Source organism: Kribbella alba (assembly GCF_039529635.1).
In the GTDB taxonomy this organism is placed as follows: Bacteria; Actinomycetota; Actinomycetes; order Propionibacteriales; family Kribbellaceae; genus Kribbella; species Kribbella alba.
In genome coordinates, this window is sequence record NZ_BAAANE010000011.1 from 122,911 (window position 1) to 144,239 (window position 21,329).

The 21,329-nt window shown below is 67.0% G+C and carries 18 protein-coding genes; 10 read left to right on the forward strand and 8 right to left on the reverse strand.

Translation table 11 applies throughout. The features are described from left to right. Positions 1 to 192 precede the first annotated feature (192 nt). Entirely contained in the window at positions 193 to 1,464 is a 1,272-nt protein-coding gene (locus tag ABD210_RS29245) for a phosphodiester glycosidase family protein (RefSeq protein ID WP_344115814.1), read from the forward strand. Positions 1,465 to 1,522: 58 nt separating this feature from the next. Here ABD210_RS29245 and ABD210_RS29250 read toward each other — a convergent pair whose 3' ends face one another. Further along, complete coding sequence (locus ABD210_RS29250) at positions 1,523 to 3,232, reverse strand: galactose oxidase early set domain-containing protein (RefSeq protein ID WP_344115816.1); 1,710 nt, start codon at positions 3,230 to 3,232, stop codon at positions 1,523 to 1,525. Between the two features lie 437 nt (positions 3,233 to 3,669). Between ABD210_RS29250 and ABD210_RS29255 the strand changes: the two genes are divergently transcribed. Next, entirely contained in the window at positions 3,670 to 5,751 is a 2,082-nt protein-coding gene (locus tag ABD210_RS29255) for a hypothetical protein (protein ID WP_344115818.1), read from the forward strand. Between the two features lie 108 nt (positions 5,752 to 5,859). Here ABD210_RS29255 and ABD210_RS29260 read toward each other — a convergent pair whose 3' ends face one another. From ABD210_RS29260 to ABD210_RS29280, 5 genes are all read right to left on the reverse strand, one after another. Beyond that, positions 5,860 to 6,192 carry a histone-like nucleoid-structuring protein Lsr2 gene (locus tag ABD210_RS29260; protein ID WP_344115820.1) on the reverse strand — a complete coding sequence of 111 codons (333 nt, stop codon included), beginning with the start codon at positions 6,190 to 6,192 and terminating at the stop codon, positions 5,860 to 5,862. 703 nt (positions 6,193 to 6,895) lie between these two features. Beyond that, positions 6,896 to 7,312, reverse strand: coding sequence for a J domain-containing protein (locus ABD210_RS29265; RefSeq protein ID WP_344115822.1), 417 nt, complete (start codon positions 7,310 to 7,312; stop codon positions 6,896 to 6,898). Beyond that, positions 7,309 to 7,791, reverse strand: a complete 483-nt coding sequence (locus tag ABD210_RS29270; RefSeq protein WP_344115824.1) for an Hsp20/alpha crystallin family protein — start codon at positions 7,789 to 7,791, stop codon at positions 7,309 to 7,311. The genes ABD210_RS29265 and ABD210_RS29270 overlap by 4 nt, the downstream gene beginning before the upstream one ends. A gap of 182 nt (positions 7,792 to 7,973) precedes the next feature. Continuing rightward, positions 7,974 to 8,321 carry a hypothetical protein gene (locus tag ABD210_RS29275; protein ID WP_344115826.1) on the reverse strand — a complete coding sequence of 116 codons (348 nt, stop codon included), beginning with the start codon at positions 8,319 to 8,321 and terminating at the stop codon, positions 7,974 to 7,976. Between the two features lie 54 nt (positions 8,322 to 8,375). Beyond that, on the reverse strand, positions 8,376 to 8,813 hold the full coding sequence (locus tag ABD210_RS29280; RefSeq protein WP_344115828.1) for an Hsp20/alpha crystallin family protein: 438 nt from the start codon (positions 8,811 to 8,813) through the stop codon (positions 8,376 to 8,378). A 137-nt stretch (positions 8,814 to 8,950) separates the two neighbouring features. Here ABD210_RS29280 and ABD210_RS29285 point away from each other — a divergent pair, with 137 nt between their 5' ends. From ABD210_RS29285 to ABD210_RS29305, 5 genes are all read left to right on the forward strand, one after another. Continuing rightward, entirely contained in the window at positions 8,951 to 9,619 is a 669-nt protein-coding gene (locus ABD210_RS29285; RefSeq protein WP_344115830.1) for a hypothetical protein, read from the forward strand. A 221-nt stretch (positions 9,620 to 9,840) separates the two neighbouring features. Further along, on the forward strand, positions 9,841 to 10,620 hold the full coding sequence (locus ABD210_RS29290) for a RibD family protein (protein ID WP_344115831.1): 780 nt from the start codon (positions 9,841 to 9,843) through the stop codon (positions 10,618 to 10,620). A gap of 298 nt (positions 10,621 to 10,918) precedes the next feature. Then, positions 10,919 to 12,220, forward strand: a complete 1,302-nt coding sequence (locus ABD210_RS29295; protein WP_344115833.1) for a globin domain-containing protein — start codon at positions 10,919 to 10,921, stop codon at positions 12,218 to 12,220. Further along, positions 12,168 to 12,725, forward strand: coding sequence for a DivIVA domain-containing protein (locus ABD210_RS29300; protein ID WP_344115835.1), 558 nt, complete (start codon positions 12,168 to 12,170; stop codon positions 12,723 to 12,725). Before ABD210_RS29295 ends, ABD210_RS29300 begins: the two co-directional genes overlap by 53 nt. 164 nt (positions 12,726 to 12,889) lie before the next feature. After that, positions 12,890 to 14,356: a nitric oxide synthase oxygenase gene (locus ABD210_RS29305; protein WP_344115836.1), complete on the forward strand. Its 1,467-nt coding sequence runs from the start codon at positions 12,890 to 12,892 to the stop codon at positions 14,354 to 14,356. A gap of 278 nt (positions 14,357 to 14,634) precedes the next feature. Here ABD210_RS29305 and ABD210_RS29310 read toward each other — a convergent pair whose 3' ends face one another. After that, the gene (locus ABD210_RS29310) at positions 14,635 to 15,135 is read right to left on the reverse strand and encodes a hypothetical protein (protein ID WP_344115838.1); all 501 of its coding nucleotides are present in this window, start codon (positions 15,133 to 15,135) and stop codon (positions 14,635 to 14,637) included. 409 nt (positions 15,136 to 15,544) lie between these two features. On the opposite strand from ABD210_RS29310, the gene ABD210_RS29315 reads away from it, so the two are divergent. The 3 genes from ABD210_RS29315 (at position 15,545) to ABD210_RS29325 (ending at position 20,635) form a co-directional block, all read left to right on the forward strand. Beyond that, the gene (locus ABD210_RS29315; RefSeq protein WP_344115840.1) at positions 15,545 to 17,728 is read left to right on the forward strand and encodes a multicopper oxidase family protein; all 2,184 of its coding nucleotides are present in this window, start codon (positions 15,545 to 15,547) and stop codon (positions 17,726 to 17,728) included. Beyond that, on the forward strand, positions 17,725 to 18,420 hold the full coding sequence (locus ABD210_RS29320) for a hypothetical protein (protein WP_344115842.1): 696 nt from the start codon (positions 17,725 to 17,727) through the stop codon (positions 18,418 to 18,420). The genes ABD210_RS29315 and ABD210_RS29320 overlap by 4 nt, the downstream gene beginning before the upstream one ends. A 313-nt stretch (positions 18,421 to 18,733) precedes the next feature. Next, positions 18,734 to 20,635, forward strand: a complete 1,902-nt coding sequence (locus ABD210_RS29325) for a hypothetical protein (RefSeq protein ID WP_344115843.1) — start codon at positions 18,734 to 18,736, stop codon at positions 20,633 to 20,635. A 76-nt stretch (positions 20,636 to 20,711) separates the two neighbouring features. On the opposite strand, the gene ABD210_RS29330 is transcribed toward ABD210_RS29325, so the two are convergent. Beyond that, a complete protein-coding gene (locus tag ABD210_RS29330) occupies positions 20,712 to 21,269 on the reverse strand; it encodes a TetR/AcrR family transcriptional regulator (RefSeq protein ID WP_344115845.1) in 558 nt (185 codons plus the stop codon). Positions 21,270 to 21,329 lie beyond the last annotated feature (60 nt).

A 21,329-nucleotide genomic window follows, 5' to 3' on the forward strand; every position in this document is an offset into this window, starting at 1 on the left:
GGCGCCTCCCTCCCCTTCTCGCATCCGTTGTCGAACAACGATCTCGGGCGGGGGCAGTCGTGTCGTCACGGCCAGCGGCCACATCACCTACCGGCTAGCGGGCATTGCGCAACGATGACCGGTAACCTGTCGGTCGCTTACCGGTCAACAGCGGAGGATGAAAGATTCCTCCAGCTCGACCAGGGTGAGGGCATGACTCTTTCCGCTCGCCCATCCCGGGGCACCGCCGTCGCCGCCACTGTGCTGGCCGCCGTGGCGACCCTGAGCATCCTTCCGACCGGAAGCGCGCTGGCCGACGGCGCCGGGCTTCCGCTCGGCGACCAGAACCTCGCCGAGACACGCAGTACCCAGACTCTTGCCAAGGGCGTCACCCTGACGCACATCGTCCGCGGCACCGACCCGGCGCCGGCGGACCAGATCAACACCACGACCCGTGGGCCCTGGAGCGTCAACGTGCTGACGATCGACCCGGCCAAGTCCAAGGGGCGCCTCGAGGCGACCTACGGGGCCGATCTCGCCAAGGTCGAGAAGACCAGTGATCTCGTCCGGACCTCGGGCGCCCTGGCCGGCGTCAACGCGTCCTTCTTCACCTTCACAGCCAGCGCCCAGTACCCCGGCGACGCGGTGGGCCTGGGCATCTTCGACGGCAAACTGCTGAGCGAGCCGCTGACCGACCCGGCCGAGGCGAACCTCGTGGTCGATGCCAACAGCAACAAGGTCGCGATGGGCCACCTGAGCTGGTCCGGCAGCGTCCAGAACCGGCGGACCGGCGCCGAACTGCCGCTCGAGTTCATCAACCACCCGCCGGTGATCCCGGCCTCCTGCGCCACCCTCACCGACCAGACCACCTGCACCGAATCTGGTGACGTCGTCCTCTTCAGCCCCGAGTTCGCGGCCGCCACACCTTCCGGTCCTGGTGCCGAAGCCGTGCTCGACCGGCACGGCTGCGTCGTACGGACCTCAACGACCCGGGGCACGAGCCTCACCACCGGCCAGACCTCGCTGCAGGCCACCGGCAAGGAAACGGTGGCACTGCTGAACGTGGCCGCTCATGGCTGCCTGAAGCGCGACACAACCCTGTCGAACGGGGACGGCGCCAAGGTTCCGCTGCGCCCGGGCCTCTTCGGTGTGACCGGCCGCTACCGGCTCACCGCGGGCGGAAAGGTCGTCGTCCCGGCCGGCACCGGCAGCTTCTTCGACCGCAACCCCCGCACGATCGCCGGCACGACCCGTGACGGCAAGATCGTGCTCGCGACCATCGACGGCCGCCAGACCACCAGCGTCGGCACGACGATGAACGAAACCGCCGCAGTCGCCAACGCCCTCGGCCTGTACGACGCCATCAACCTCGACGGCGGCGGCTCCACCGCCATGGCCGTTGCCGGCGGCACCCTCGTCAACCACCCCAGCGGCCCCGAACGAGCAGTAGGTGACGCCCTCATCTTCGTCGAAGACCACCACTGACCTCGAGAAGCGGGTGGCGGCGAGTTGATGAGGCTCGCCGCCACCCTTGCCGGGTTGCTCAGCAGCAGCCGCTTCCGCAGTCGCAGCAGCAGGCTGCGGAGGAAGCGCTCACGGTGAGGAGAGGTCCGGAGGCCGGAGCTCCCGCAGCCGCCACAGGTGCGGCGGCCGGGAGCGGTGCGGCGGCAGGCAGAGGTGCGGCGGCCGGCGAACCTCCCTTGGCCGTAGTCGTGCTTCTGACCGTGTCCTCGACGACGCGGACGATCACGGACTTCGACGGGATGTTGCGATAGTCCCGCAGCGACAACATGTACATCCCCGGCGGGAGAATCCCCCGGTTGGCTTCGATCTTGAGGGTTTTCTGGTTCCAGTTCGCCGTAGCGGTCACCGGCACATCGACCGAGCGCTGGTTCGGATCCGACGAGTGGGTGGTAGACGTCAGCCGCTGGAGGCTGGCACCTGTCACCGAAGCCGGCCCACTGAAGGTCACCGGCACGGTGGCGCCGAGCTTCAGCGTCGTCGCGACATTCGTGATCGCTGGGCGGGCGGGTGACCCGGGCTGCATATACCAGGGCTTGTAGACCTCGAACCGTGTCTCCACGGATCCTTCCATCGCAGTCGTGCCCAGGGTGATCACCGATCCGTCGGGCAGCAACAGACACGAGCTGTGATACATCCGAGGCACCGTGGGGCTGGCCACCTGCTCCCAGGCCGTCGCGCCGGCGGGGAGCCGGGCTGCCTGCAGGCGGGGGTTCTTGTTGTGGTCGGCGCCGCCGGCAACGAAGGCGGACTTGTCGGGCAGCACTGTCGCGCAACTGTGCATCGCCGCGAATCCCACGTAAGGGCCGTTGGTGAACTTGAGCGAGGCCGCGTTCATGTCGACGGTCGCCGTGGTTCCGGTGGTACCGGTTCCGCATCCACCGCCGATCACCATGAACTTCTGCGCCTGGGCCGGATACAGCAAGAGCGTGTTCGCCTGGTCCCGGCAGTCCGGATAGAGCAGGCCAGGGATCGGATACCAGGCGTTGTTCGTCCAGTTCCAGCAGCCAGGCGATGCGCCTGCCTTTCCGCCCATGTTGGTGCCGGAGTAGCACAGTGTGCCGTTCTTCCTCAGCACCATCCCGGCGTACAGGGGAAAGATCCTGGTGCCTGGGAGCTTCGTCCACTGGCCGGTGGCCGAGTTGAACATCTCGTTGGTCGAGGTCACCTTGCCTGCGTCGTCCAACCCACTGACGACGATGGGATTGCCAACGGCGTTGACCGGTCCGTTCGGGTACCAGCGGGCAACGTTCATGAGGCCCATCGGGGTGAACGTCTCGGTGACGTCGTCGAACGCGAAGGCCTCGCGAATGCCGGTGTAGTAGAGCTCGCTGTTCGCGTAGTGGCCAGTGCCGCCGAAGAACAGCACCCGACCGTCAGGAAGGTGCGAGTGCCCGGAACAGAACAGGTCGACGTTGGCCGGCATCGGGATCTCCCGCGGACACGTCCCCGGCGTGGTGGGATCCCACAGCCAGGTCTTGAAGACCTTCTGCTCGAAGTTGGCCCTGCTGTAGCCGGATCCGGCCGTCATCAGCACTTTGCCGGACTTCGTCACGCTGGCATGGATCGGATTCACCTTGTAGTTGTCGACCGTGCAGTCGGCGACTACAGACCAGGAGCCGGCCGTCGCGGCCGCTGCTGCCGAGAGTTTCCGCGGCGCGTAGACCGGCTGCTTCTCGGCGGCGGTATAAACGTGATCGGGCGAATACGCACCGTTAGGGTCGGTCAGCATCCGGCTAATACATTTACCAAGATCTGCAGCAGGCACCGTGTTGCAGGTAATGCCTTGAGCAGAGCTGGCTGAGGACGCATTGAGCACTGCGACGACGAGCGCGGTGACAACAACGAGGGCGGTCAACCACACACGGTCACGTCGTCGTAGCCGCCGCTTCACAACGAGCCCAGCATCTTTAGCCCGCCCGCGGGCAGGCAGGCAGACAGAGCGGTGTTCATTCGGAAAAGCCCCTAGCCTCACTGGCAGCGCGCCTCACTACGCAACTGCTCCACATCTGAATCGCGGCTGGCGGCAGAGTGTTACAACTTTTCGCCAGGGAATGTTTGTGAGCGACGCATCACTATTGTGCAAACGCTTGTAACACTCGAGGTCGCCGCGCGATAAGCCAGCGGGCGCGGGACAGTCGCGCCCGAGACGACTCTCTGGGAGTTCCCTTGCGCACGTTCCTGCGGTCCGTAGCCCTGTCCGCGGCCGTTGCCGTCGGCCTCGCCACGACCCTGCCCGCCACGGCCGGTGGCGCGGCCGCGGCCGCCGTTCCGTCGGTGCCCTCGGAAGTCAAGGTGGTGGGTACGTTCACCGGGGTGGACGTCACCTGGAGCCCACCGGCAGACGCGACCACCTCGAACGACGTGACGGGGTACGTCATCCATCGGGTCCTCGACGGCGTCGAGACCACCTTTCCGTGGACGTACCCGGCCACGAGTTCCGGGTTCGCCTGGCAGGATCCGGACCGGATCCCCGGTGCGACGTACGCCGTGGCCGCGGTGAACGCCGACGGCGAGGGCGCCGCCAGTACGCCGGTCGCTCCCGCGCCGACCCGCGAGGTGATCGGACTCGCGCACACGATCCGCCCTGCCAACAGCCCCACCAAGACCTTCCTCGGCCAGGTCGGGGAGCCGAACGGCAGTCAGGTCGTGCCGCTGGCTGCCGACGGACCCACCTCGAGCGTCGGCAGCGAGTTCGCCCCCTCGCCCGACGGCCGCGAGATCGCCTTCTCCGTGGGCCAGGCGGCGCTGTGGCGGATCCGGATCGACATTCCCCGGGCAGAGCCAGTGAAGCTCCTCGACGGGTCGACCGGCATCGTCCGGATGGCCTGGTCACCGGACGGGACGCGGATCGCCGTCGAGCGGCTCCAGCCGGACAGCCGGTCCTGTATCGAGATCATCCCCGCCGCCGGCGGAACGCCGGTCCAGGTCGGCTGCAACATCGCCTACCCGACCTGGCTACCGGACAACCAGACGCTGGTCGTGAAGGAGCAGTTCCAGGGCAAGCTGGAACGGATCCAGGCCAAGGCGAACGGCGCAGTCCTCAGCAGCTTCGCGGGCACCGATGCGGCGGTCCGCCCGACGGTCTCGCCCGACGGCCGGTGGATCGCGTATGTCGACAGCAACGCGCCCGCGGTGATTCCGATCGCCGGTGGGACACCGCGGCTGGGTGAAACCAGCACACAGCTCGTCGCCTCGCTGACCTGGTCGGCCGACGGCACGAAGCTGCTACTCAATCGGTACGTCCGCTTCGGCGGCAACACCCTGAACGTGCTGCCCGTCGGCGCGGACGGACAGCCCGGTGCGGGCACCCTGGTGTTCAGCCGGCCCTGGGACGAGACGATGGGGACGGCCGCCTGGCTCGGCCCGCAGGTCTGGATCAAGCCGACCGCGACGATCGTCGGCCCGACCCTCAGCATTCCGTTCGACACGACCGGCATGGCGAGTCCGGTGATCACCTGTCAGCTCGACGGTGGCCCCGCGACCCCGTGCACCTCGCCGTACCAGAAGGCCGGAGTGAGCGCGGGGACGCATGTCGTCCAGGTCCGGGCCGTCGAGCCCGGCGGCCGGGCGACCGTCGCCACGCGGCATCTGACTGTCGACGCCACTGCGCCGAGCGTGCAGATCACCAGCCCGGCCTTCGACGTCACCAAGGCCGCGACCGCGACGATCGGCTACAAGGCGACAGATTCCAGCGGGGTCGGCACTTACGACGTCCGCTACCGGACCGCCACCTACCTGGCGAACTTCGGCTCCTACGTGACCGCCGCGACCGCCACCAAGGCCACGTCGATCACTCTGAATGTTGCGGCAGGCAACGAGTACTGCGTGTCGGTGCGGGCGCGGGACGTCTTCGGCACAGTGTCCGGGTGGACCGCCGAGCGCTGCTTCTCGCGACCGCTGGACGACCGCGCCATGACAGCAGTAGGCAAATGGAGCCGGGCGGCCAACGGGGTCTACTACTTGGGCACGGTGACGAGTTCGAACGTCACCGGCGTGTCCCTGACCCGTACCGTCCAGGCGAAGCGGTTGTTCCTGATCGCCACCAAGTGCGGCAACTGCGGAACCCTGCAGGTCTACTACGGCGGTAAGTCTGTGGGGACCGTGAACCTCAACAAGGCGACCACGGAGTACCAGGCCATCATCCCGCTGCCCACACCGGCTACGTTCTTGTCCGGCACGGTTCAGTTGACCGTCCGGAGCCCCTACTTGTCGCACCAGATCGACGGGCTCGCAGTACGCCGTACCTGAGGTCGCCTCGGTGAGGGGTCAGTTGATTCTTTGACTGGCCTCTCGCCAGCGGACGCCCGAACTACCGTCCACCGGCTGTGCTCGCGTTGAGTCGGGCGCCGGCGTCAACTAGTTCGCGGCGTCGAAGGCCTCTCGGATGTCGTTGGGAATGCGGCCGCGATCGTTGACCTGGAAGCCGTTGGCGCGGGCCCATTCCTTGATGGTTCTGACATCCGCTCCGACCTGGGTACGCGTGACGCGAACCCCGCGACGCGTCCTGACCGCCCGGCCGGCCTCGATGTACGGCGCGAGGACCTTGCGGAGAGCGGTGCCGTGCTTACTCGTCAGATCGATCTCATAGGTCTTGCCGTCCAGAGCGAACGTGACCGTCTCACCCTTGCCGGCCGGGATGTTGGTGCCGTCCAGGTCGTCGGTGAGATAGACCTGCGTGCGCTGCGCCATGTGCCTCGGCCTCCTACTGACGACGGTTGTTGCCCTCAGCATGCACTAGATTCGGCTCAAGGTGGTTCACCACACCGACGTGGCCTCTCGGGGTCTCGTCAGCAGCGAGCGGGCCGGTCGACCCCGCGGCGTCCGTGAGCATGGTTAGGTGAGGGCTTGGCTGAGCCGGTGGGAGGCGCTGCCGGTTTCGATCAGGTTGCCGCTGAAGGTACGCCGCCATTGATCAGCACCCGACTCGGTGGCGCGCAGCGGTCACGAAGTGGTGACCTTGAACACCAAACAGGGACCGCGGACACGAAATAACGTGTTCAAGGCCCCGACTACCTGTCCCAGGTCCCCACTCTTGGTCAGGGCCGCACCACACCCAGCCCTCCACGGCCCCCCTGCCGAAAGGCATCACCACGAACTACGGCTGTCCGGCCTAGCGATCGACGAAGTCGGTCAGGTACTCGATGAACGACTCCTTGAATTGAAAAAGCGATCCGCGGTTGGAGTCCGGGAAGAGGATCAGCTCGGCGTCTGGCAGGTTCTGCTGGAGGATGTACGAGTTGACGGTGGCGACGACGATGTCGTTGTTGCCATTGACTACCAGGGTCGGCTGATGGATTTCCTAGAGATAGTCGAAGCTGCCTCGCGCGGCCGTTCCCCACTCGGGCGCGGCCGCGAGGTGGGCGCCGACCGTGGCGTCAGAGACGGGGATGTCTCAATCCTCGGGGGTGCCATGGCGGGTCTCTTTCGGCTGGCCCCCGCGGGCCGCGGCAGCGGGTCCGTCCAGGGTGGGGTTGGGTAGCGGCGCCCAGTGCACGGGTCCGGCCCGCAGGTCGGGGGTTAGTGGTGGCGAAGCGACGCGCGGTCGTGGCGTGGCCACGTCCGGCCTGATGGTCTGTTCGCGGCGGGTGCGGTCATAGGTGGCGCGCTGGATGGGATCGCGCAAGGTGGCGTGGGCGGTGAGGAGGTCCTGCAAGCGCTGGTCGGTGTCGGGATCGGGCGCTGCTGGTGGGCGGGTGTCGGGATGGAGTTGGCGAATCAGGCGACGGAAGGCGAGGTCGAGGTCGTCGTCGGAGGCTTCGGCGGTGACACCGAGGACGAGGTACGGGTCGGGGACGGCTGCCGCGGTCATGGCAGTCGTCCGTTCGGGGCGTCGGGGTCGATGATGTGGATGCGGTGGGCGGCTCCGGGCACGGTTTTGGGGGCGTGGATGGTGAGGACGCCGTGGGTCAGGGTCGCGGTGACCTTGTCGCCCAGCACCGGCGCGGGAAGATCGATTGTGTGGTGGAGCGGTCCAGGGTGACGGGCGCGCTGGTGAAGCACTCCGGTGTGCTCGCGGGACGGGAGCTGGCCGTGCACGGTGAGTGCGCGGTGGTTCCATTCGAGGTACACGTCGCGTTCGGTGGCGCCGGGCAGATCGATGTCGATCACGAACTCTTCATCGGTTTCCTCGATGTCGACCGCCGGTGCCGTCCACGCTGCTGTTGTGGGGTTGGTGGTGAGGTGGTGCATGAGCTGGTTCATCCGGCGGTGGATGTCATCGAGGTGGGCGAACGGGTCGGTGGGCAGCCACCGCACAGCTACCGGTCGTTGAGTGGCTCGATCGGTCATCGCGCTCACCTCCACTGAAAGCAGTCACGCCGGCCCGATGGGGCTGGACCGGGGTGATGCGGCGGCCCGCGGTGGTGTCGTCCTGGAAGGACTGGCGGCGGAGAGTAATCGCCGCGGGTCGAGGGTGTGTGCGGCGGGCGGCCGCATCACCGGGTCATGGTTCTCGTCGTCAGGTGATCTGCTCACCCCCTCTCAGACCCTTCGTACAGACAGGGACAGGGAAAGAGCCTGTTGTTCAGGGTCGTCGTCATTACGCCCAGAGCCGGAGGACCACGTTCCCGGGTCTGCGGCCGCTGGCTGACCACCGCCGTGACGAGCGGTGTCCCGGGGCAGCCGGGCAACCTGTCGGGTGGCTGCCGCGACCAGCCGCCGGCGGGTGGGCTGTCCTTGCGGCGGGGTGGTTTCGACGGCGCGTCCCAGCAGGCGGCGATCAGGGCGTCGAACTCAGCCCGCACCCAATCGTCATCGCCGAGGATGAGGTCGGCGAAGACCTCGGCCACGTCGAGTGTCTGCTGCTCGTTGGCAGTCATCGATCTCACCCCATCGACAACGTGTCCCCGCCGGGCGGCTTTCGGCGCTCCCGGTCAGGCGTCGATCTGCTTGCGGTCGCCGTCGGTGTCCGCGATCGCGATCTTGCGCGGCTTGGCCTGTTCGGCGACCGGGATCTTCAGTGTCAGCACGCCAGCCTCGTAGCTGGCTTCGATGTGGTCGGCGTCCAGAGTGTCGCCCAGGAATAGTTGCCGGGAGAACACCCCCAGCGGACGTTCGGCGACCTGCATCTCAACTCCGTCACCGAGCTCCAGCGGGCGCCGCTCGGCCTTCACCGTGAGCACGTTGCGCTCCACGTCCAGATCGATCGCGTCGGGGGAGATCCCGGGCAGGTCGAACGCCACGACGTACTGGTCGCCTTGACGGTAGGCGTCCATCGGGCTCGGCCGCGACCACGTTCCCGGGGTCTGGCTGCTGAACAACTGCTGGGTGATCCGGTCCAGTTCACGGAAGGGGTCGGTGCGCATCAACATCGTCTTTCCACCTCCTGAAGGGATCAATCTTGTGGTGTCAATACGCACTCCCGTTCTAACATGTCAGCGGATCGCTGACAAGTGGTCTTTGTCAGCGGATCGCTGACATTCTGGATTGATGTTGAAGGAGGTGACCAGTGACTGCCACTGACACGACCGGTAGTCCATGGACCCCGGCATCTGCCGCCGTCGCGGCCGTGGAAGAAGCCGTCCGCCAGATCGCCCGGGAACCAGACGACGACCCCAGCCAGCCGGAACCATCGTCGGACCCTGCCGGTTCGGCGGACCTGCTTGCGGCACTGGCCCGGCTGCGGGCAGTCCAGGACCGGCTCGCGGCGTGGGAGCCGCTACTGATCGGCGCAGCCAGGAGCCGTGGCGCCAGCTGGGCCGCGATCGCCCCCGCGCTGGGTGTCGCGAGCCGACAGGCCGCCGAGAGTCGCTATCTACGGCTCAACTCCCACGCCGCAGACCCAAGCGGAATGACCGGTGAACAGCGAGTCCAGGCAGCCCGCGCCCGGCGGGCCGGCGACCGGGCCGTAGCCCGATGGGCGCACAGCAACGCAGCCACCCTGCGCCGGCTAGCCGCGCAGGTCACCGCACTGGATGACCTGGACGAAGCGACCCAGACGAGCGTAGACAGGATTCATCACGCGCTCGGCGACGAGGACTCCACGACGCTGCTCGCACCGCTGGCAGAAGCCGGGCCGAAGCTCGAGGAAAGCAACCCTGTCCTAGCGGGGCAGATCGCCGGCATCAACACCACCACAGACCAGTTGCGGCGCAATCAGGCCACCAACACCCGCTGACCCACCACGGTCACTGCACGGCAGCAACCTCGGACCATGCGAGCGGTTCCCAGCCCGTGGCGCCGGGGGGAAGGCATCCGGGGCCGGGAATCGCCTGCTGCGACTCCCTCGAGAGGGGCAGGCCAGAGCCGCGCCCATCTGTACCCAGCGGGCCGGCGCGCGTTGTCGGTGGCCGCTGGTAGATCTGGTGTCCGCCGTCCAGCGAGCCAAAGGGGGCTGTGATGCAGAAGCGACCGCGCGTGGTGGTCAGCATGGGAGCCAGTGTCGACGGGAAGGTCGCTCTCACCCGAGACGCGCTCCTGATGCACCAACCAAGTTCGTTTCTGTGGGAATCGATGACGCCGCCCGCCGCCGATCCGGTGCCGATCGACATCATCGAGGTGCTCAGACAGCAGTACGGCTGCAACGCGATCCTGGAGGGCAGCGGCAGCCTGGTCGCCGAGGACGAGACTCCGGAACAACTGCCCACCTATGACGGTGACACCGCCGGGCTCTACCAGCATTTCCTCCCACCGGACATCACAGGACAACCTTCTCCGCCGCACATGTGGTTCACCGTCGTCGACAGCCGCGGACGAGTGCGCTGGACCGAGAAACATCCGAACTGGGACGCGCTGGTCCTGGTCGCGCGGTCGACCCCGGCCGACTATCTCGGCTATCTCCGCCGGGAAGGCATCTGTTATCTCGTCGTCGGGGAGGAGCGCGTCGACCTGGCGCGAGGGATCGCCGCGCTGGGCACCGAACTCGGCATCCGTTGCGTGCTGTCGACCGCGGGCGGCGGCCTCAACGGTGCGATGTTGCGGGCAGGCCTGATCGACGAACTCCACCTGACACTGGCTCCTGCCCTCATCGGCGGACTCGGCACACCGTCGGTGATGGACGGGCCACCGCTCGCCGTAGGCGAGGCTCCGACCCGATTGCAGTTGCTCTCGGTACACACCGACACCGGCGGCTCCGTTCGCCTGCACTACGCCGTCGTTCGTCACCGGCAAGTCGCCTAGCGATGTCGTCGTGCCGGATCGTCGTTAGCGGCGGCAAGACGCGGCCCGGTGAGCCCGCCAAGATTTCGAGACAATTGAGTCCGACCACCGGTTTCAACCCGCTGGCCCGAGGGTAGGTTTGGGCGGCGGGAGAAAGACGGAAGACTGGAAAAGACTCGGGGTCTGGACTGGGAGGGAACCCTTGTCAACGCAGTACCCGTCGGCTCGAGCTGCCGACAACCGGGAGCACATGGTGCCCACTGATGGGCCGTCCGTTTCCCTCGAGGAGCTGCCTTTCCGAGCCGGATAGCGAAGCCCGATGGATGCATACGCCCTGCAACAAAGCTGGGACCAGGTCTCGAAACACGGAGAACAGGTACCGCTGTACTTCTACTCGCACCTCTTCGTGTCCCATCCCGAGGTGCGGTCGATGTTCCCACTCTCCATGTCGAACCAGCGGGACAAGTTCGTCGGTGCACTCGGCAGGATCGTCAGCCACGCCGATCAGATCGAGAAGGACGCGGCCTTCCTCCAACACCTCGGCCGCGACCACCGCAAGTACGCCGTCGTCGCGGAGCACTACAACGCGGTCGGCGCCTCACTGTGCGCAACCCTGATGCACTTCCTGGGGTCCGAGTGGGACGAGGAACTCGCCGCGGACTGGACCGCGGCCTATCAGGTGGTCGCGCGGATCATGGTCGAGGCGGCGGAGACGTCCTCGGAGTCCAGCCCTGACTGGTGGGACGCCGACGTGGTCTCTGCCGAGCGGCGGACCATGGACCTCACCCTTCTCACGGTCCGCCCCAGGCGCGCGTTCCAGTTCCTCCCCGGCCAGTCGGTGTCTCTGGAGATCCCGCAACGCCCCCGGCTGTGGCGGTACTTCAGCCCGGCCAACGCCCCGCGTCCGGACGGCTCCATTGATCTGCATGTGCAACAGATCGACGGTGGCCAGGTGAGCCCGACGATGGTGCGGGCTTTGAAGGCCGGCGACATCGTGAAGCTGGGGGCGCCGGTCGGCGAGCGGCTGACCCGGCGGGAAGGCGACGCGAGGGAGTTGCTGTTGGTCGCCGGGGGAACCGGTCTCGCTCCGCTCCTCGCCGTCCTCGAACAGATCGACCACGAGTGGCAGCGGTCGGGCACCGGACCTGGTGTCCATCTGCTCCACGGCGTACGGATGCCCTGGCACCTGTACGACCGCCCGCGGTTGCGAGACCTGGCCCAGAAACGGCCATGGTTCGACTACACGGAGGTCGTGTCCGACGACCCGTCCTATCCCGGGACGCGCGGGAAGGTGGGCACGGTCGCAGCCCGCCAGTTGCTGTACGGGCGCACGGCGATGGTGTGCGGCGGCCCACGGATGGTCGCGCACACGCTGGAGCAATTGGCCGCCGCCGGCATGCACCCCGAGCACATCAAGTACGAGCACTTCTACTACGCAGCCGCGGGCGAGCACACCGTCGGGCCGGCGCTACCAGGTCAGGAGACAACAACTGATGATCAACAACCACCGCCACGACTCTCCGCATCAGACACCCCAGTCGATCCGGAACGAGACGTTCCAGCGGCGGATGCGTGGCCTCGACGCGGGCAAGGTCTACGGGTACCTCGGTCTGCTGGCTGATCAGGTGCAGGCCACGGAGAGGGAACTCAGGGAGAGCCGGGCCAAGAACGAACGTCTCCAGACCGAGCTCCAGCGCGGGCGGGCGGAGCTGCAGCGCGTGCAGGCGGAGCTGGACCACTACGAGCAGGCAGGCGACCGCGTGAACGAACAGGTCGTCCAAATGTTCAGCCAAGCACAGCTCGTGGTCGAGGAGATGGTCCAGGACGTCAGCCGGGACGCCCGCGAGCGCATCGGCCAGGCGCGCGCACACGAGCGCAGGATTGTCGCGGAGGCAATGGACACGGCTGGGCAGCAGGTTCGTTCGTACGCACAGACGGCCCAGGCGCAGATGCAGTCGATCGTGAACTCGTTCGCCACCGAGGTCGAGCACCTCGGGAGCACGAGTCTGTCCGGCGGGTCGGATTTCGCGGCGCCCCACCAGAACGACCCCTTGTTCGACAACTCCAGGGACTGGCAGACCCGTTTCCAGAACGGGAACGGTCCGGGATCTCCGGGCTCGGACTGATCGGTGCGAACTCTTCTGAGACCCGTCCGGACACACGCGGACAGGGCGGGAGCCCTCTCGGCCGTCGGCGCATCGTGTTGTCCAGGCACCACATGAGCGATTCACAGCCGACCTGCCCTACCCGGAGCGTCCCGGCGTACCAACCAGCGACACAGCATCGCCGGATGGTGATTCTCCCGCTCGCAGTCGTCGGACTTGCCGTGCCCGGTACCGCCGTCGGCGCGGTCGAACTTGGTTGGAACGTGCCGACCAGCCGCCCTGCAGTCGTCGTACTGAGCCTGGCAATCCTCTTCCTGGTCGTTCGGGTCTGTGCCCGCCAGCTCGTCGCGGTCCACGCCGGAGAACAGCTGCTCCAGGTCGGCGACAGGCCGTGGCGCAAGTCCCCACGGGCCGGCCGGCGGGCGTCATCAGGTCCCGGGCGGGTCCGGGCGAGGCCCGACCACCCGGTGAAGCCGCCCGACCAGCCGGTGAGCCGGCCCGATTCCGAACCAAGTGCCGGGAGCGCCGACCTCGAGATGGTTCGGGCCGCGGCCAAGGAGTTCCTCGAGCTCTTTCATGCCGAGAACCCCCGTGCCGGGCGGATAGGGCCGCGGATCGCCGCGGTGATGCGCGAGATCGACCTGACCGGGACCTACTGGCACACTGCTGAGGAGCTGAGTTTCGGCGCCCGCGTCGCCTGGCGCAACAACGCACGGTGCATCGGACGGCTGTATTGGCGCAGCCTGCAGGTGCGCGATCTGAGGACTGTCTCCGCCGCCGGCGACGTCGCCCGGCACTGCTTCGACCATCTGCGAGTGGCCCACAACGGCGGGAAGATCCGGCCGATGATCAGCGTGTTCGCTCCCGAGACTCCGACCAGGCCAGCCCCGAGGATCTGGAACGAGCAACTGATCCGGTACGCCGGGTACGACCAGCCGGACGGGCGTGTCCTCGGGGACCCCCGCTACCGGGCTTTCACCAGCGAACTCATCCAGCGCGGGTGGCGGCCGCCCGAACTCCCGGGAGCCTTCGACGTGCTCCCACTCGTCGTGGAGACCATCGAGGAGGGACCGCGGATCTTCCAGCTCCCCGCACAAGCGGTACACGAGGTCCCACTCGAGCACCCCGAGCTGGCCTGGTTCGCCGACTTGGGCCTGCGGTGGCACGCGGTCCCGGTGATCAGCAACAGCCGGCTGGTCATCGGCGGTGTCTCCTATCCGGCGGCACCCTTCAACGGTTGGTACATGGGCACGGAGATCGGGGCCCGCAACTTGGGCGACAGCGATCGCTACGCCCTGGTCCCCGAAGTTGCGGAGCGGATGGGGCTCGACACCTCGGACGAGGCAACCCTGTGGCGAGACCGGGCCCTGGTCGAGATCAACCGTGCGGTACTCCACTCGTTCGGTGTGAACGGCGTGAGCATCACCGACCATCACACCGAGTCCCGCAGGTTCCTCATCCACCTGGAACGAGAGGAGCGAGCAGGCCGCCGCTGCCCTGCCGATTGGAGCTGGATCGTGCCGCCGATGTCCGGCTCGCAGACCCCGGTCTTCCACCGCTACTACGACGCCGAGAACCTAGTTCCGAACTTCTTCGCCGACGACGATGCCGCATGCCGGGCGCTCCAGGGCGGTCCCCCCGCCTTCCGCTGAAACACCGAGAGGGGGCCTGGAACGACAAGGTGACCTGGTCCCCGCTTAGGGCGCCCGCATGTACTCCCCCGAGGCTGCGCGCGTGGGCCGATCTACATCGTGGCTCGACAAGCTCGCGAATGGCGAGCGCGATCTTCTGCGCTCGCCGACGTCGGAGCGTGTGACTCATGCGCTCATCGTGACGTCAGAGGTAAGCGGCGGGATCGCTTGCCGCTGGATCGGCGTCGGCTCTTCATACCCCAATGAGGACATGAGCATTCGTGGGCGAGGCGCGGAAGCTAGACGGTACTGCGGGCCCTCGCGGCCAAGGTGAGTCGGGAAGTCAGCAGCAGAGCAGCACTGATCAGCACCAGGTTCTTGACCACGAACTCGCCGTCCGCGGTGAGCAGCAGAGGATTCCCGTGCTGCATCGTGAGGCGCGGCGCCATGATGAAGGTCAAGAAGGTCCCAGACAGGTGCGCTGACAGGATCAGGAGCACTGCTCGTTGCGCCCGGCCGAGCAGCAGCGCCATACCGAGGACAGCCTCCAGCCCTCCGAGCACGGGGACGACGACGTGCGGATCGGCCCATGGCAGTGTCGCGCTGACCAGGTCCGCGACGGGCGAGCTACCGAGGATCTTCAGCACGCCGAACCAGATGAAGACGAGAGTGAGCGACAACCGCATCGCCACGGGAGCCGCGCGGTCGATCAGGTCGAACACCGTCGTGAGCCGCAACCGCGCTGTGGACCAGAGGTACGCCGCCATCGAGTGCGGGACATCGTCAGGCCTGGGTATCACCGATCGCAACAACTCTGCGTCTGGCGACCCTGCGCGAGGCAGTCGGCTCAACATGCGGGCATGGTCGGATCGGTCGTTCATGGTTTCCCCCAATGGCACGTGGTGGAACCGAGACCTTGAGCAGGCCCTCCCCCGATTCCCCTTGTTCTTCAGGCTACGAGCGCCGACGACGACTGTCACACGCCCAATTTGAGTGGCCGCAGAAGCGCGCACGCCGTCATGGTCCCGGCATCCTCAGCCTCGCTTGGCACCGTGCGCTAGCCCCCTGAATTTGGTATGTGAACCCCCCAATTGGCAGGTGCCGCGCGGGCGCCTCAGGCCTGATCCTGACTGGATAGGCGATGTATTGCCCGCGTGGTGGGGACCAACAGGGAGCGGGCGCGCCGACCAGGGGGAAGTGAACTTCATCATGTCTGACGAATCTGCCGACAACGGCGGCATGTCCCGACGCGCCATCTTGAGGCTGGGAGCGGTGGGACTCGCCGCAGCAGGCTTGGAGGCCGGGCGAACCCTCGTAGTACCGGCGTTGGCGCAGCGCGGTCTGCTCAGCCCCAACGGGGTCTTCGAAGGCGCGTCGATCGCGTTTGCCGACAAGATCTACATCGAGGCCTTTCCGACCAGCCCGCTGATCGTCTCGCCCTTCAGTGACGAACTGCAGATCCCGAAGGCGATGGCACCCGAGCCGTACGCCGAGTACACCGGGTGGTCGCAGCCGCCGGGTCCGGGCTACGACCAGCAGAACTCGTTGCGCAACGACCGGCACCAGATCTGGCCGACCCAGCTCGGCTATCAGGACCCGATCGTCTACAAGATCGACGTCTTGCTGCGGACCCATTCGTTCACCTCGTCGCAGGTGTTGCCGATCGACGCGGCGGGGCAGCCGACCGTGTCCTTCGACGCATCCGGCCACTCCTATCCCGCCGGCACCCAACGCACGCTGCCGCCGAGCACGATCTACGGATTCAACGGGACGTTCCCGGGGCCGCGGATCAACGCGGAGTACGGCAAGCCGGTGATCGTGCGGTTCGTGAACCGGCTCGACGAGAACCCGCTCGGCCTGGACCGGCAGGACTTCGGCTCGCCTGACTGGTCGTTCCTGACGCACCTGCACAACGGCCACACTGCACCGGAGAGTGACGGCAACCCGCACTACTCGATGAGATACGGGCCGAAGCGCCACGGCTATCTGCCGGGCATGTGGGTGGACAACCTGTACCTGAACTGGCCCGCGGGCGGTGACGACCGAGAGAAGCAGACCTTCTTCTGGTTCCACGACCACCGGATGGATCACACCGGCTCGAACGTCTACAAGGGCATGGTCGGGATCTACCCGATCTACGACCCGAAGAACGGCCTGGACATGGGCGACGAGCGGCGCGGCTACCGGCTGCCCGGCGTACGGACCGACAACCCGGACGGGAGCTTCGACGTCGACTACGACATCCCGCTGGTGTTGTCGGACTTCCGGCTCGACGACGGGGTCACGGTCCACAAGGACATTCATGACACGCAGGGCGACTTCCCGGACGCCAAGAACCCGGCCAAGCATCCGGAGTGGTGGGGCAAGACCTTCTTCAAGCACTTCCCCAACCACGGCTTCGTGGGCGACATCTTCGCGGTGAACGGCACCGCCTTCCCCGTCCTGGAGGTGAAGCGGCGCAAGTACCGCCTGCGGTTCCTCGACGCCTCGGTCTCCCGGGTCTATGAGCTCAAGCTGATGAGCTCGACGCAGGGCCCGAAATCGGCGGTCGAGCTCGGCCTGACCGGTACCGAGCTTCAAGGTCAGTACCGCATCCCCGACGGGCAGCAATGCATGCAGTTCCTCGAGATCGCAGCCGACGGCGGACTCGTCCCGCTGCCTTTCAAGCGGGACTCCTTCGAGCTGTGGCCCGCCAAGCGGCGGGAGATGATCGTGGACTTCACCCGCTACCAGGACGGCACGCCGACGACCAAGGGCGACGTGATCTACCTGACCAACGTGATGAGGATGCCCGACGGGCGGATGTGGGCGAACTCGTCGCGCTTCCTGCCCGACCCGCAGTACATGGTGCCGATGCTCAAGATCGTGATCGGCGACAACGCACCCGACGACAGCCAGATCCCGACCGCGCTTCGGGGCCTTCCGCCGCTGCCGGGCAACTGGCGGAACCTGATGGACAACCGGCTGGTCTTCGAGGTCAATCGCGGCAGCGTCGGCGGTGAAACCGAGTGGCTCATCAACGGCAAGCCCTTCGATCCCGCCGCCGTGGCGACGAGCCTGAAGAACCCGGCGGGCAAGTCGCCGCTGGCCCAGCAGAAGAAGGGCAGCTTCAACCTGTGGGAGATCCGCAACGGCGGCGGTGGTTGGGTCCACCCGTTCCACCTGCACATGGAGGAGCACCGCACCGTCATGCGCAACGGCAAGGACGTGACGGGTGGATCGACCGGGCATCCCGACGACGTGTCCAGGGAAGACCTGGTCGCCCTGGACCCGAGTGAGTCGGTGATCGTCTACCGAGGATTCCGCGACTTCGTCGGTCCGTACGTGGCGCACTGCCACAACCTGGCGCACGAGGACCACGCGATGATGTTCGGCTGGGAGATCACGCCGTGAGGTACTTCGCTGCCTTCCCGGGTCGGCGTGCGGTGCCCTGGCTGACCGTGGCGGCACTGGCCATCACGATGGCCTACGCCGACGGGTTCTTGATGACCGCCTTGCAGGGCGCGGTCGGCGCGATCCAGCGGACCCGGGAGCCGGTGGTCAGCTGGCTACGTGACTCGACGATCATGCTGCCGGTCTTCTTTGTCGCCGTACTGCGCGCGCTCGCGGTCGCGCACCGCCGCTACGGCCCGGTACTGCGCAAAGCACGGACGGTGCTCGCTGCGGCGCTGCTGATCGTGGTCGCCGGCAGCGTGGTCGGCATCGCAGAGATCGTTGCGAGCTCGACCTACGACTACTACTTGCAGTCCAAGCAGTTGGAGCGGACCGACTCGACACACTCCCACCAATCCGGCGCAGCGAACGTCAGTGATCACTCCGACTGCGCCGCGACCTGCCAGGCATTGCGCTCGACACTCGCGGTCGACGAACGCGGGGTGGAGTACGGCAGCGCGGCCGTCCTCCTCACCAACCTCGTACTGGTCAGCGGAGTCGTGGCGCTGCGCGGCGGCCGCCTGGACTCCGCAGCAGCCCGGAGACAGGGCCCGTTGTCAGTAGCCGCCGCTACCCCCTCCACCGCCGCCGCCGCCGTTGAAGATCAGTACGACAATGACCACAACTACGACGGCAACCAACACGGCAACTAGCCAGGTTCTGCCCTTCATCTCCATCACTTCCTTCGGTACCCGACACCTGCCAGCGTGTACCTCGCCTGGTCCGCACGCCCAATCGGCCCGTGTCGCCGGATCACTGCGCGCGCGAACGCGACCGGTCGCGTTCGCGCGCGCGAGTGCGGGTTGACGGGCGCCTCTCCGTCGTACCCCGCGAATTGGGTGTTTCGACTCAGTTAATCCTCGGCTAGTTCGGGTGCGCTGTCCTCAGGGAGCGTGACTGTTGCACAACTCCGCACGGCAACGGCGCGGGGGGGGAACCGATTGCTCACTCTGGGGAGAGTGCCTAATGAGAAGACTGAGGACATTCGTCGCGTTGTTCGTCAGCGCGGCGCTAACAGTGGTGGCCGGGAGCAGTGCCCTGGCCGCCACACGCGTCACCGTCAGGAACGTCGGCGGCTTGGTCGCCGCCGGCCCGGTCAACACCGAGAACGGCTTCCCGGCCTGGTACGAGGACAAGACCGGGCTCCGCCTGGAGCCCTGTCTGGACGGAGACAACCCGCTGTGCGGCTTCCTGCCCGGGGACATCCCGGACGAGACGCGTCCGATCTCGTTCCCTGACAACTTTCCCGCGGAGTTCTTCTACCAGCTGGTCAGTTCGACCCTGGACCTGCCAGGCGGTGGCCGGGCCGTCCTCACCCTCGGGCTCGAGGGGGCCTTCGCCAACAACGACCCGGTGCCGGGTGATCAGGTCGTCTTCGCCCGCACCCGCGTCGTTGTCCGGGGTGCTCCCGCCGGCCAGACCATGACCTTCAAGCATCCCTTCGGGGAACTGACGATCGACACGGACGCAAGCGGTTCCGGCAAGCTGGTGGAGGACATCTCACCATCGATCGGCAACTTCACCGTCGCACTGAGAGGCAACTTCGGCCCGTTCCTCAAGTGGGATCCAGCCGTGGCTCCGGCCGCACCCCAGGGCTATCTTGGTGACCCGGGGCAGGAGCACGCGGTGGTCGGGAGCCCCTTGAACTACAACAACTTCTCCGTGACGGGCGGAGGTATCAACGTCGCGACCAATCAGTTCACCGTTCACGGAAAGATCTCCACCAACCACGGCGTACGCGCTGACAACGCTGCGGTGAACGGCGACATGCTGGACGTCTTCGCCAGCAGCGGTGGCTCGCAACTGGAGGTCGTCGGCGCGGGGAGCACCTTCTCAACGACCCCGATGCTGAATGACCAGGGCTCGAACCGCTTCTACGCGCGGATCAAGCTGGACGGCGTCGCGCCCGACACCGTGACGGTCCGCAACCTGTCCGACAAGCCGGTGAGCACCAGCGTCGTCGACGTCCAGAAGCCGACCGGCATCACCATCACCAAGGCGTACTACGACGGCGCGGAGCTCACCGTCGCAGCAGACGTATCCGGGCCGTCGTCCTACCCGCTCGACGTCGTGGGCGTGGGCACCTTGCCGTCCGCCGACCCGGTCTCGTTCCCCATCAGCGCACCTCCTGCAAATGTGACGGTCAAGTCGGCCGCAGGTGCCACCTCGGCCGCGGTCGCTGTGACTGGAGGAGGGCCTTCACCTCTTGGCCAGCCGCCCGTGACGCCCGGTCCCGACACGCCCCCCGTCGTAGTCGGCGGCGACCCTGCAGCTGGTCCGGTCGCGACTGCGACCGCGGCGCAGACCACCCTCATACGCGGCGCCAGCACCACCTTGGACGGCAGTGCCTCCACTTACGCGGTGAGCTACAAGTGGACCCAGGTCGGCGGTACGCCGGTGACCATCACCGGTGACACCACCGCCAAGCCGACCGTCACCGCGCCCTACTTCGCCAAGACCACGGATACCGCACCCGCCGCGGCGGTAGCCCCCACCGGCCCTTCGCAGATCCAGCTTGTCGTCACGGGTTCGGACGGGACACAGAGCGCCCCGACGAGCATCGAGCTGACCGTCCAGAACGATGCGGTGACCATCGCCGCAGGAGCAAGACACCGGCTCAACACCGAGCTACGCATCGACGGCACGTCTCTGATCGGTGGCGCTGCCGGCGTGCGAACGCCCCCGACCTCGGTCGTGCTGTACGACGTCACTCCCGGTCGAGCGGTCACGAAACTCGGAACGGCACAGGTCGACACCCTCGGCAACTGGACCCTGCGCCAAAAGCCCGGCCCGACCCGCCAGGTGACCAGCGTCCTCGTCCAGTCCACCCGCGGCGGCACAGCAAGCGCCCCGCTCGCCACCCGTTAGCCCACGCACCACGCACCGAGGGGCTCGCGCCAGCCAGGCGCGAGGCCCCTCGGTCCGCGTCTAGCCGCGATCCTGCTCAAGCCTTCAGGCCGGCTAGGACGATGTCGAGGTACGGACGGATGGTCTTGCCGGTCCTTTGATCCTTCGGCAGGGCACCGATGAGGGTGAGTACCTGGAGCGCGGTGACGTCCGTCCGGATCACACCGTCGCGCTGGGCACGCTCGAACAATTCCGCGAAGCTCTCCTTCATCGGCGCGCATGCCGCGGCCACCGGTGATTCGTTGTCGGCCAGACCGTCAGCCACCCGTGCGCTCATGCCGCGGTACTTCGCCGCGATGCCGTCGTAGAGGCGCAGCCATTGGGTCAGGCTCTGCAATGGGTCGGTGCCCTCGAGCAGTTCACGCGCTCGTGCGTCCAAGTGGTCGACGCGGTCGCGCATGATCGCGACGAACAGGTGCTCCCGGGTGGGGAAGTGCCGGTACAAGGTCGCGCGGCCGACACCTGCCTCCTGGGCGACATCGTCGAAGGGCGCGTCGGTGCCGGCTTTGGCGAACACTGTCTCGCCCGCCGCCAGCAGGGCGTCGTAGTTGCGCTGGGCGTCAACGCGCAGTGGCTTTGCCGTCGTCGTGGCCATGAACCCAGCATAGTTGATAAGTGGACACTGCGTCCGTATGGTTGGCGGCAAACCGGACAC